The following is a 12,191-nucleotide window of genomic DNA, read 5'->3' on the forward strand; positions in this document are numbered from 1 at the left end:
CAGGCGCCCAGTGGGCTCCCTCGTGCGAGGAGGCCCACTGGGTGGTGGTGAATCAGCCTGCGTCGCTTGAACCTGCGCTCGAACCTGACGATGCTGACGCACCGCCGGACTTGCCTGTGGCGTGCTTGCCTGCCTTCGCGCTCTTGCCGCTGAGCCCTTCGGCGGCCTTCTTCAGTCCGTCGGTCACGTTCTTGACCGATCCCTGAATCCCGTCGCGGACCTGTTTGGCGGCAGGCGAGCGCTTGGTGGAGAGGGTCTTTCCGGGTGCGGCCTTGAGGCTGTCCTTCACCACCGAGGTGGTGACGCCGGCCGATGTGTCCGCAGCAGCGGAAGCATCTGCAGCAGAGGTGGTTTCGGCGGACGGTGCCGGCGCAGTCGAAACGGCGGCCGGTGCCGGCGAGGCAGCGGGGGCCTTCGGGCTGACGTCCACGGTCACGACCTTCGCCGCAGACTTCAGGGTCGCATCCGCGGCCGAGCGTGCGGTCTCCACCGGCGGGGGAGTGATGGCGGCAGCGATCATGTCGCGAGCCTGTCGCAGAGTCGACAGCAGGCCGAGGCTGGGGCCGAACACGCCGCCGCCGAGCTCGTCGCCGTTGAGGAACGCATCCGCGATGACGGCAGGACTGCTCAGCATCGCGTTGACGACGCCGAGCGGATCGCCCGCCCTGGCGGAGTCAACGATCTCCTGGCCGACGTTTCCCGCCACGGTGATCGTCCGGTAGACCACGTTGATCAGGCCGAGGGCGGGCAATGCCACGATCGCCGGATTGCTCAGCACATTGGCCAGGTTCTGCACAGGCTGTCTGATGGCGTTGATGGCGGGCTCGAGCAACGGGAGTGCGGCGCCGGCGACAGGGGTGAGGAATGCGCTCCAGAGGTTGGCCACCGCACTGTCGATGTTGCCCGCGAGCAGATCGGTGAGAGAGGCCTGAAGCATGGACGGGATGCTCCACGGGTTCGACGGGTCCAGCGCATTGCCCAGCGCGGTGGCGGAGCCCTCCAAGGCGATGAAGAGCGAACCCGCGCTGCTGAGCTGATTCGTGATCACCTGCAGAAGGACAGGAGCGGGATCGGTCACTTCGTTGCCGATCAGGGTCGACACGTTGGCGATGGTGTTCGCGAACAGGTCCGCATAGGCCTGGATCGGATCGGTTGCTGCCGACAGGCTCACCTCAGCCGATGACACCGCCGGAATCGTGACGTCCGGCATCGGCGGAGCGACCGGACTTATCGCGATGGCACTGGCTCCGACGAGCGCGACGCCAGCGGCGAGATAGGGATGGGCTGCGGCTTGCATTGCTTCTCCTCTAGATCGATCCGATCCCCGACGAGGCTGAAGCTACCTGAGAGTAACTTTACAAATTCGCATTTTTGAAAAGTTGCATTCAAGGCCGTATCGGCGGCTAACCAGGTCGTGAGAAAGGTGAACTAGCTGGTAATGCGCGGTAGTTAGGCACGCTTCAAGATCGTTCGGTGATTGGATGCGACGGAGGGAGGCGCCGACCGCGGGGGACTGGCTGCGAATGGCAAATGTTCGCTGGATACACGTTTCCGGGTGGAAGTACGCGTCAATCGCCGCGACGCGGTGATCCCGGACTTTTGCGCCGGCGGCGCCTGCGGAACCTGCGCGTAGGGGCCGTTGGACCGGTTGAGGTGTTGTGGTCCGAACCTGACTTCCCCCGTTGCGGGCGACATGTCCGGAAGTTGCTGCGTTGGTGTAACGGCAATCAAATGTCGGAGGTCGCCACCTTGCGTTCAACGGAGTGGTCCACGTAGCTGGCGGGTGGAGGTCTGAGCGGAGGCTGAGAACTTCCATAGAAAGCCGGAGGCCCCCTCCATGGTGTTGATGGAGGGGGCCTGCCGGTGGTGCTCAGGGTTACTTGTCGGAGCCCTTGGCGGAGTCGCTGGATGACTCGGCCTTCTTCTCGGCGCTCTTCTTGGGGGCGGTCTTGTCCTTTTTCAGGCCGTCGGTGAGCTTCTTGACGGCGGACTTGACCTGGGAGCGGACCGCCTTGGCGGAGCCGGCCTTTTCCGATCCCTTTGCGGCCTTGGGTGATTCCTTGGTCGACGGCTTGGTGGTCGCGTTGGTGGCGTCGTCGCTGTCGGTCGCGGTTGCACCGGTGTCGGCCTTGGCGTCGGTCTCCGTGGCGTCGGTGGTCGGTGCGGCCGAGGTATCTGTCGCGGCGCCAGAAGCGTTGTCCGCCTCGGTGGCCGGAGCAGACTCGGTCTTCTCAACCGGGGTGGCCGCCGGCTTGAGCGCCGTGGTGAGCGCCGTGGTGGCCGCGACGGCGGGGGCCGGTGCGGCGAGAGCCTTGGGGAGCTCGATATCCGGGAAGGGGACCGGCTTGGGGGTGATCTGCTTGAGGGCGTTGGTGAACGAATCCGCGATGTAGTTACCCATGCTGATCGTCTGATCCACCTGGTATGCGACATCCGCGGCGAAGTCGGCAACGCTGTGCTGCAAGGCATTCACGAAGGTGCCCGGATCGCCCGAAGCCGCGGCGGCCAGCACGCTCTGGGTTCCGGCGATGACCTGCTTCACCAAGGGCAGCGGATAGCCGGGCAGGTCGAATCCGATACCGACGGTTGCCGATGCGACCGCGATCAGGAGGCCGAGGGTGGACTCCGAGGCCGCGTCGATGATCGGCTGCGGAACCCCGAGTACATGGCCGACGGCGCCGATCGTGGGGTTCACGGTTTCGAGCATGATGTTGATGATCGGCTGGACGCCCGGGCCCATGATGGCGTTGATGGCGCCGTTGGGATCGCCGGCGGCGATGAGCTCTCCGGCGGCCTGCAGGGCGTCGGGCAGGCCCGCGGCGAGCACGCCGAGGTTCTCCATGAGCGCATTCATCGCGGAGGTGGTGGTCTCCCCGAGCGCGGCCAGGTTGGGACCGATCTCCTGGGCGGTGATGACTCCGTGCGTGAGTGCCAGCGCAACAACCAGGACGGGATCTGTGTTTGCGAACACCTGGACGCCCGTAGCCACATTGGTGGCGAGCTGCCGCAGGACCGGCAGCGGATTGGTGGTCTGGCGTTCGATGAAGTTGTTGAACAACGTCTGAGTGGCTTCGATCGCCGGCTGGAAAACGGTGACCGGGTTCTCGATGGCAGCCGTGAGCGCTACGGGCATGTGCGCCTCTGGGACGGGCGGAGCCATAGGGCTGACTGCGATGGCACTGGCACCGACGAGTGCCACCCCCGCGGCCATGTACGACCGAGCGGCGAGTTGCATTGAATCTCCTTACGGGAGCGTAACTAAGGTCGGCGCAGAAGTTACCCCAAAGTAAGTTGGGTTGTCTGCAAATTTTCTAAGCATTTTTTCAGCCCGGCCAACCCCTCCGGCGGCCCCGCAAATGAACCTCGGGTATCTGGGATGTTCCTGGTAACGCGGATTTCCCGTGGTCGCGCTACATGGTTGCGATACCGAAAGTAGCGATATTTGGACTGGCCATGCACCTGATACAGCAAACATATGGCAGGGGTAGTCATTAGCTTGCCAGCGAAGCGCTCGACGATAAGTGCGGTTACGTTACCCAGCGGTAATGTCGGCGTGGCGCCTGCCGGAGAGTTAGCGCGCACACAGTGGACATCATGGTGTGATCTGTAAAACAGACACTGGTCGAATGCGGCCCCCAGCACTAGTGAGACCGTCGGTCTCGGTATGCGACACAGTCCTTGCATTGGCAACGAAGTGGCAGGCTCGGTCAGTTTCAAAAACGACGGATTCCGTTGCGGGTTTGCCCGCCGTCGGGTCAGTCGACCGGCGCTTCGGTGCGGCGCTCGCGCAGCGCCTGCAGTCCGAACGCCGCCAGCGCAGCGGCCAGGAAGGGCAGCAAAACCCACAGCGGGGGCCTTGCCAACTCCCACACGAACAGCGCGGCCCAGATCGGTGCGCGCTGCGTCACCGCAAGTACTCCGGCCGCACAGGTCAATGACACGGCGGCGACGCTGACGGGGTGAAGGCCGAGCGTGTTGATCGCCAGCGCCACGAGTGAACCGAGCGCGGCGCCGGTCGCCAACGCGGGCGTCAGCATGCCGCCCACCGCGCCGGCGCGCAGAAAGACCGCGGTGAGGACGGGCTTCAGGAGCAAGATCACCGCCGCGGATCCGAGCGTCATCCCGCTGGCGAGGCTGACGGTCAGGATGCTCTTCCCGTTGCCCGGAAGCTCCGGCCACCACACCGAACCGAGACCGACGAGCAGGCCGGCCACGGCAATGCCCGGGATGATCAGCCACGACGTGGCCGGTGTGGCCGGCCAGGGCCAGCGCCATGATCCGGTTGAAGGCCATGCCCACCATCAGAGCCAGTGGCGCCAGGACCAACGCGAAACCGGTCAACAGGTAGGACAGGCTCGGGTCCGGCCAATCCAGCGGAGCCCGAACATGTGTCACCGGCGAGGCGACCGCCACCGCGAGCGCTGAGGTGATCAACGCGGCACCGACGGCCCGCGGATGCCACGTGCGCAGCATGATCCGGATCGCGAACAAGGCGCCGCCGATGGGCACGCTGTAGACCGCTCCGAGCCCGGCGCCCGCGGCGCAGGCGAGCAGGATCTCGCGGTCGTGGGGTGTCAGCGCCCACCGGGAAGTTCCGGCGTCGCCGAGTACCGCGGCGACCTGGCGGGGTGCGCCCTCGCGGCCCAGGGACGCGCCGGCACCCACCACGAGAACCTGCAACGCCGCGTCGAGCGTCAGCGAAACCCGGGGGATGGGCCGGTGTTCGGCGATGGTTGAGGCCAGCCCGGGAACGTCGTAGTGCCGACGCAGAATCCACCAGCCGAACCCGGCCAGCGCCCCGCCGATCATCGGCCCGACCGCGCGGCGCACCGGGCTGCTGCCGGTGACACCGTCGAGCAACGAGCCGAACGAGTAGGCGTAGGTGAGGTGTTCGACGAAATGCAGGAGAAGCGTCGTCGCCATACCCGCCAGACCGGCCAGCAACCCGACGACGATGATGCTGCAGCCGAACTCAAGCTCGCGCCGGGTCACTCCGTGAATGTATGCGGGATACGCGGATTCGTCAGCGTTGTGGAAGCGCTGGTGGAGCGGGTCTCACGGCGCGGCCGACGATGCACGGCTATCGTCGCTCACGATGCCCAGCGAAACGCCCCGCCTGCTGTTCGTCCACGCCCATCCGGACGACGAAACCCTCACCACGGGTGCCACGATCGCGCATTACGCCGCGCTCGGCGCCGACGTGCATGTCGTCACGTGCACTCTCGGCGAGGAGGGTGAGGTGATCGGCGACCGCTACGCGCGGTTGGCCGTCGACCACGCCGATCAACTCGGCGGATACCGGATCAGCGAGCTGACCAAGGCGCTGAGCGCGCTCGGCATCGGCGCACCACAGTTCCTCGGCGGCCCCGGTCGGTGGCGCGACTCGGGCATGGAAGGTTCACCGGCGCGCAAGCAACAGCGCTTCATCGACGCCGACTTAGACGAGGCGGTCGGCGAACTGGTGCAGATCATCGAGAACCTGCGACCGCACGTCGTCGTCACCTACGACCCCGACGGCGGGTATGGGCACCCCGATCACAAGCAGGCGCACCGCGTCACCACCGCGGCCGTCGCGGCCGCCGGCTGGGACGTCCCCAAGTTCTATTGGACGGTCATGGCGAGCACCGCGATGCGGGCCGGCCTCAAGGGTCTGCAGGACGTGCCCGAGGACTGGATCCGGATCGACGTCGGGGATGTTCCGTTCGGGTACACCGACGATCAGATCGATGCCGTCGTCGACGCCACCGCGCAGCTGCCTGCCAAGGTCGCCGCGATGCGCGCCCACGCCACCCAGGTCACCGTCGCCTCCGACGGAGGCGCGTTCGCGCTGTCCAACAACCTTGCCCTGCCGCTCCTCGGTGAGGAGCACTACGTGCTGGTGTCGGGCAACCCGGGGGAGCGGGACGCGCGTGGGTGGGAAACCGACCTACTGCACGGACTGAATCTGCAATAGCCAAAACTGGACGCGGTAAGCTCCGGTGAATCAGAGGCGTCGAAGGGACATTCATGGACCCCGATCTGGATCCGAACCTGCAGCACTGGCAGGACCGCGCGGACAACTTCCAGTGGGTGGTGGGTTCGCTTGTCGGGCTGCTCGACAGCATTCCGACCTGACCCCGCCCTCAGACCTTGTGCTGGGTCGCGTCGTCCTGGCACTCCTCGCGGTTGACGGCGTCATCTCGGCCGTCGTAGGCGCATTGCTGCTGCCGTCATATGTTGGGTCGATCCCGTTTCCGGTGAGCGCGTTGGTGGCCGGAGCGGTCAACACCGCCCTCGTGTGGGCAGCCATGTACTGGACCGATTCCATGCGGCTGGCGGCGCTGCCGTTGTGGACCTGGCTTGCCACCGTCGTGGCGATGACGTTCGGCGGCCCGGGCGGAGACATCATCTTTGCCGGCCGAGGCGTGATGGCCTACGGCTCGCTGATATTCATCGCCGCCGGTGCGTTACCACCGGCAGCGATGCTGCGACTGCGTTACCGCCGCTGACCTACTTCTTGTCGTTGTCCGACTTGCTGTTGTCCTTGGACTGCTGGGAATCCTTGGACGACACGGTCTTTTCCTTCTTCACCTTGGGCTTCGGCGCCACGTTCTTGACGGCGTTCTTGACCGCCTCACGGGTGTCGTCCGCGGCCTTCTTCACACCCGCCGCCGACTTGTCGACGGCAGAGCGGATGCCCTGCTTACCTGAGACGACGGTGCGGCCCGTTGTCTTGCCGGCCGCGTCTGTCGTGTCGACCGCGGTGGCGTCCTGAGCCTTCTGCAGCGATTGGCGCACCGACTTCGGGACGACGCTGATCTCGTCCTTCTGCGCGGTCGCGATCTCCTGGGGTTCGGCGTCGTTCGAGACGACCTTGACGGTCTTGTCCAGGCCGTTGGCGAGGTTCTCCGATGCTTCCTTGGTGGTCTCGACGGTGCCTTCGAGGGCCTTTTCGGCCTTTTCGACCGTGCTTCCGACGAGCTCGGTGACCGGATTCTCTGGGCCCGCGGCTGCCTGCTCCTTGAGCCGGTCGGTGAGGGCCGCCAGGCCGGTTCCCGCGGTCAGCGACTTGACCGCCGTGGCGAAGTCGTCGCGGGCTTTGGTGATCGCATCGGTCAGGTGGGTGAGCGGATTCTGGACGGCGCCTTCGAGGGCCGCGGTCGGTGCGGCGAGCGTGCTGGCCAGGAACGGTCCCTGCAGCGGCGGACGCGGTGGCAGCGGGATCGGCGGCAGCGGGATGAACGTGCTGACGACATCGATGCCCAGCCACGCGACGGCCAGTACCGCATCCACGCCGAAGTCGGCGAGGTTCTGGATGATGCCGCCGTCCCCGCGCAACCAGTCGGTGAAGTTGAAGACGCCGCTGGCGACGAGGGATTGGCCGAAGTTGTAGGCGTCCATGAGCAGGCCGCCGGCCCATCCGCCGACCCAGGGAATCCATCCGAGTGCGGATGCTCCGATTTCGAATCCCCATTGCACCCAGGGCTCGACGTCCACGTAGATCTGGTCGATCGTGTTGGCCAGATTGGGTGCGATCGCGATGGCGGTGGGTGCTGCCGTGACACCGGTCGTAACCGCCCCCGCCGGCGCGACCCCCGGTGCCGGTGCGGTGCCGCTCTGGCTCGGAAGCTTCGGGGCTACCGCAGCGGTCATCCGGCTGGCCGCGGCGAGCAGGTCGACCATGGCCTGCGTCAGCTGCGGCTGGGTGGAGGTCGGGTGTGCGGGGACGGCGATATCAGCGGGAGCTGCTTGTACCGGGGTGAGGGCGATGGCTGTGGCTGTGGCCGCGGCGGCTCCCGCGACCAGATACGAACGAACACTTGTAGACATCACGACTCCTCCGGTATCCCCTTCCCGACGGAAACAACTTACGTGGTCGGTAGCCCGTTGGTCGCTTCTTTAAGTTGTGTGTCCACTAAGGGCCTGACACCGTGCTGAGATGCTGGGGCTACTGTGGCCGGTATGCCGGGCACATTGGTTTCAGAATGTGAGACGCGTGGATGATTGTGCACAACGACGGGGTTACACGGGAGTGGCTCTGAACCCCCAGCACGGCGCTGATCTGCCCACCCCGGCCGTCCCACCGAGGTCGCCGGTGCCCAGCGCGCCGACCAGTTCTGCTGCCCTCCGGCGAGTGTTGCGCCGGGCCCGCGACGGCGTGACCCTCAACGTCGACGAGGCAGCCATCGCGATGACGGCCCGCGGCGAAGATCTGGCTGATCTGTGTGCCAGCGCCGCCCGGGTGCGTGACGCCGGGCTGGAATCGGCGGGCCGGCGTGGAGTGAATGGCCGGCTGCCGGTCAGTTACTCGCGCAAGGTGTTCATTCCGGTGACACACCTGTGCCGCGACACCTGCCATTACTGCACCTTTGTCACCGTGCCTGGCAGGCTGCGCGCACAGGGCGCGGGCATGTACATGGAGCCCGACGAGATTCTCGACGTCGCGCGCCGCGGTGCCGAGCTGGGTTGCAAGGAAGCGCTGTTCACCCTCGGTGACCGCCCCGAGGACCGCTGGGACGAGGCCCGGCAGTGGCTCGACGAGCGCGGCTACGACTCCACGCTGGACTACGTGCGGGCCATGGCCATCCGGGTGCTGGAGGAGACCGGCCTCCTGCCGCATCTGAATCCAGGCGTGATGAGCTGGTCGGAGCTGTCGCGACTGAAGCCCGTCGCACCGTCGATGGGCATGATGCTGGAGACCACGTCGCGGCGCTTGTTCGAGGTCAAGGGCGAGGCCCACTACGGCAGCCCGGACAAGGATCCCGCGGTGCGGTTGCGCACGCTGGACGACGCCGGCCGGTTGTCGATCCCGTTCACAACCGGCTTGCTGGTCGGTATCGGCGAGACGCTGACCGAGCGGGCCGAGACCATGCATGCGATCCGCAAGTCCCACAAGGAATTCGGACACGTTCAAGAAGTGATCGTGCAGAACTTCCGGGCCAAGGACCACACCGCGATGGCGTCGACCCCGGATGCGGGGATCGACGACTTCCTGGCGACGATCGCGGTGACGCGTCTGGTGCTGGGGCCGAAGATGCGTATCCAGGCCCCGCCCAATCTGGTCTCGCGGGACGAATGCCTGGCGCTCATCGGTGCCGGCGTCGACGACTGGGGCGGCGTCTCACCGCTGACCCCCGATCACGTCAACCCCGAGCGGCCCTGGCCGGCGCTGGACGATCTGGCCGACGTGACCGCCGAGGCAGGCTACGACCTGGTCCAGCGGCTGACTGCGCAACCCCAGTACGTGCAGGCGGGTGCGGCCTGGATCGACCCGCGGGTGCGCGGGCATGTGGACGCGCTGGCCGACCCCGACACCGGGTTCGCGCTCGACGTCAACCCGGTCGGACGCCCGTGGCAGGAACCCGACGAGGCGTCCGAGTCGCTGGGCCGTATCGATCTGCACTCCGCGATCGACTCCGAGGGCCGGCTCACCGAGACCCGCAGCGACCTGGACAGTGCATTCGGCGACTGGGAGTCGATCCGCGCCAAGGTGCACGAGCTGGCGGCTCGCGCGCCCGAACGCATCGACACCGATGTGCTGGCCGCGTTGCGCTCCGCCGAACGTGATCCCGGCGGCTGCAGCGACGACGAGTATCTCGCGCTGGCCACCGCCGACGGTCCGGCGCTGGAAGCCGTTACCGCACTGGCGGATTCGTTGCGCCGCGATGTCGTCGGGGATGACGTCACGTTCGTCGTCAATCGCAACATCAACTTCACCAACATCTGCTACACGGGTTGCCGATTCTGCGCGTTCGCGCAACGTAAGGGCGACGCCGACGCGTACTCGCTGTCCACCGACGAGGTGGCCGACCGCGCCTGGGAGGCCCATGTCGCCGGTGCCACCGAGGTCTGCATGCAGGGCGGCATCGACCCCGAACTCCCGGTCACCGGGTACGCCGATCTGGTGCGGGCCGTCAAGGCGCGGGTTCCGTCGATGCACGTGCACGCGTTCAGCCCGATGGAGATCGCGAACGGCGTGACCCGCAGCGGGCTGTCCGTCCGCGAATGGCTGACCAGCCTGCGCGAGGCCGGCCTGGACACCATCCCGGGCACGGCCGCCGAGATCCTCGACGACGAGGTGCGCTGGGTGCTGACCAAGGGCAAGCTGCCGACGTCGGAGTGGATCAACGTGGTCACCACCGCGCACGAGGTCGGCCTGCGCTCGTCGTCGACGATGATGTACGGCCACGTGGACACCCCCAAGCACTGGGTCGGGCACCTCAACGTGCTCCGCGGCATCCAGGACAAGACCGGCGGATTCACCGAATTCGTGCCGCTGCCGTTCGTGCACCAGTCCTCACCGCTGTATCTGGCCGGGGGCGCGCGTCCCGGGCCGACGCACCGTGACAACCGGGCCGTGCATGCCTTGGCCCGGATCATGTTGCACGGCCGGATCCCGTCGATTCAGACCAGCTGGGTCAAGCTCGGCATCGAGCGCACTCAGGTGATGCTGCGCGGCGGAGCCAACGATCTGGGCGGCACGTTGATGGAGGAGACCATCTCCCGGATGGCCGGCTCGGAGAACGGCTCGGCCAAGACCGTGGCCGAACTGGTGGCGATCGCCGAGGGTATCGGCCGCCCCGCCCGTCAGCGCACCACTGATTACTCGCCCCTGGCGGCATAAACAGCGAGGCCCCTCTGCACCGCGAGCGACCGTGTCGGTACGCCGACACGCCGCATTTCGCGTACCTGAGCGGTCGCTCGCGGAGCCGTGACGGGGCGTGATGCGCCCGGCTTTCAAGATTGGCTGAAAAATTCTGGAATTCGGGAATTGAATCGGACCACAGTCCGGTTAGTGCTTGGTGAAGGCGCCGGACCGACCGGCTCTCGAACCAAGGAGACACCATGACCGTCGCAGTAGCCACCGACCTGACCGCAGGCACCTGGGCCATCGACCCGGTCCATTCGTCGATCAACTTTTCGGTTCGCCACCTGATGGTGAGCAAGGTCCGTGGCAGCTTCGAGACGTTCAGCGGCGCCGTCACGATTGCAGAGGACGGCACCCCGTCGGTCAGCGCCACCATCGACGTCAACTCGATCAACACCCGCAACGAGCAGCGCGACGCCCACGTGCGGTCCGCGGACTTCTTCGACGCCGAGAACTACCCGACCGCCACCTTCGTCTCGACCGCCGTGCGCCCCGATGGCGACGACTACGTTGTCGACGGCGACTTCACCCTCAAGGGCGTGACGAAGCCGGTTTCGCTCAAGCTCGAGTTCAACGGTGTGAACCCCGGCATGGGCCAAGGCGCTGTCGCCGGGTTCGAAGCCTCGGTGGTGTTGAACCGCAAGGACTTCGGTATCGACATCGACATGCCGCTGGAGACCGGCGGCACCGTCGTCGGCGACAAGATCACCGTCACCCTGGAGATCGAGGCCCTCAAGCAGGCCTGATCCACCGCCTGTCACGTTGGAGGCGGAGACCCCCGCTAGTCCCGGTGCTTGGCCAACCCATTGGCCAGCGCCTCGCCGAGACTGGCGGGGTTCTTCAGGAACGGCGTGATGATGTCGACCGGCAACGGGAACACCACCGTCGAATTCTGGTCGGCACCAAGCTCGAGCAGCGTCTGCAGGTACCTCAGTTGAAGCGACGCCGGGTTCTTGGACAGCGTTTCGGCGGCCTGCCTCAACTCATCGGATGCCTGCAGTTCCCCTCGGGCGTTGATCACCTTGGCGCGGCGCTCGCGCTCGGCCTCGGCCTCGCGCGCCATGGCCCGTTGCATGGACTCCGGAATCTCCACATCCTTGATCTCCACGACGCGCACCTCGACACCCCAGTTCGCGGTCTGGGTTTCGATGATGCTGCGCAGGTCGACGTTGAGGTCCTCACGGTGAGCCAGCAGGGTGTCGAGATCGGCGCGGCCGAGCAGCGATCGCAGCGTGGTCTGCGCGATCTGCGAGGTTGCGACGGCGTAATTCTCGACTCCCAGTACGGCTTTGACTGGATCGGTGATCTGGAACATGACGACGGCGTTCACCCGTGCCGGCACGTTGTCGCGGGTGATCACCTCCTGCGGTGGAATGGTCAGCGTCACGACGCGCTGGTCGATGCGAACCATGCGGTCGGCGAACGGGATCAGGAACAGCAAGCCGGGACCGTACAGCGGCCGGGCACGTCCCATCCGGAACACCACTCCGCGCTCGTACTCACGTAGGACCTTCAGGGACATCACGACAAGCGCGATCAGCAGCATCACGCCCACAGCGCCGAT

At 66.3% G+C, this 12,191-nt stretch carries 8 protein-coding genes and 1 pseudogene; 4 read left to right on the top strand and 5 right to left on the bottom strand.

Features of this window, described 5'->3' with window-relative positions:
• Positions 1-52: 52 nt before the first annotated feature.
• From ACNQVK_RS12715 to ACNQVK_RS12725, 3 genes and pseudogenes are all read right to left on the bottom strand, one after another.
• Positions 53-1,297 carry a hypothetical protein gene (locus tag ACNQVK_RS12715; RefSeq protein WP_418029797.1) on the bottom strand — a complete coding sequence of 415 codons (1,245 nt, stop codon included), beginning with the start codon at positions 1,295-1,297 and terminating at the stop codon, positions 53-55.
• A 579-nt stretch (positions 1,298-1,876) separates the two neighbouring features.
• A complete protein-coding gene (locus ACNQVK_RS12720; protein WP_418029798.1) occupies positions 1,877-3,235 on the bottom strand; it encodes a hypothetical protein in 1,359 nt (452 codons plus the stop codon).
• Between the two features lie 520 nt (positions 3,236-3,755).
• Positions 3,756-4,992, bottom strand: a pseudogene (locus tag ACNQVK_RS12725) (chloride channel protein).
• Positions 4,993-5,095: 103 nt separating this feature from the next.
• Between ACNQVK_RS12725 and mshB the strand changes: the two are divergent.
• Both mshB and ACNQVK_RS12735 read left to right on the top strand, forming a co-directional pair.
• Positions 5,096-5,953 (top strand): N-acetyl-1-D-myo-inositol-2-amino-2-deoxy-alpha-D-glucopyranoside deacetylase, encoded by an 858-nt coding sequence (mshB, locus tag ACNQVK_RS12730; RefSeq protein WP_418029799.1) that lies wholly within the window; start codon positions 5,096-5,098, stop codon positions 5,951-5,953.
• Between the two features lie 112 nt (positions 5,954-6,065).
• Positions 6,066-6,488 carry a hypothetical protein gene (locus ACNQVK_RS12735; protein ID WP_418029800.1) on the top strand — a complete coding sequence of 141 codons (423 nt, stop codon included), beginning with the start codon at positions 6,066-6,068 and terminating at the stop codon, positions 6,486-6,488.
• A 1-nt stretch (position 6,489) separates the two neighbouring features.
• Here ACNQVK_RS12735 and ACNQVK_RS12740 read toward each other — a convergent pair whose 3' ends face one another.
• Positions 6,490-7,809, bottom strand: a complete 1,320-nt coding sequence (locus ACNQVK_RS12740; RefSeq protein WP_418029801.1) for a hypothetical protein — start codon at positions 7,807-7,809, stop codon at positions 6,490-6,492.
• A 202-nt stretch (positions 7,810-8,011) separates the two neighbouring features.
• On the opposite strand from ACNQVK_RS12740, the gene ACNQVK_RS12745 reads away from it, so the two are divergent.
• Entirely contained in the window at positions 8,012-10,603 is a 2,592-nt protein-coding gene (locus ACNQVK_RS12745) for a bifunctional FO biosynthesis protein CofGH (protein ID WP_418029802.1), read from the top strand.
• Positions 10,604-10,824: 221 nt separating this feature from the next.
• Positions 10,825-11,373 carry a YceI family protein gene (locus tag ACNQVK_RS12750; RefSeq protein WP_418029803.1) on the top strand — a complete coding sequence of 183 codons (549 nt, stop codon included), beginning with the start codon at positions 10,825-10,827 and terminating at the stop codon, positions 11,371-11,373.
• A 35-nt stretch (positions 11,374-11,408) separates the two neighbouring features.
• Here the strand turns inward: ACNQVK_RS12750 and ACNQVK_RS12755 are convergent, their stop codons facing one another.
• A complete protein-coding gene (locus ACNQVK_RS12755) occupies positions 11,409-12,173 on the bottom strand; it encodes a slipin family protein (RefSeq protein WP_409549148.1) in 765 nt (254 codons plus the stop codon).
• Between the last annotated feature and the right edge of the window lie 18 nt (positions 12,174-12,191).

This window comes from Mycobacterium sp. 134 (assembly GCF_048282715.1).
In the GTDB taxonomy this organism is placed as follows: Bacteria; Actinomycetota; Actinomycetes; order Mycobacteriales; family Mycobacteriaceae; genus Mycobacterium; species Mycobacterium septicum.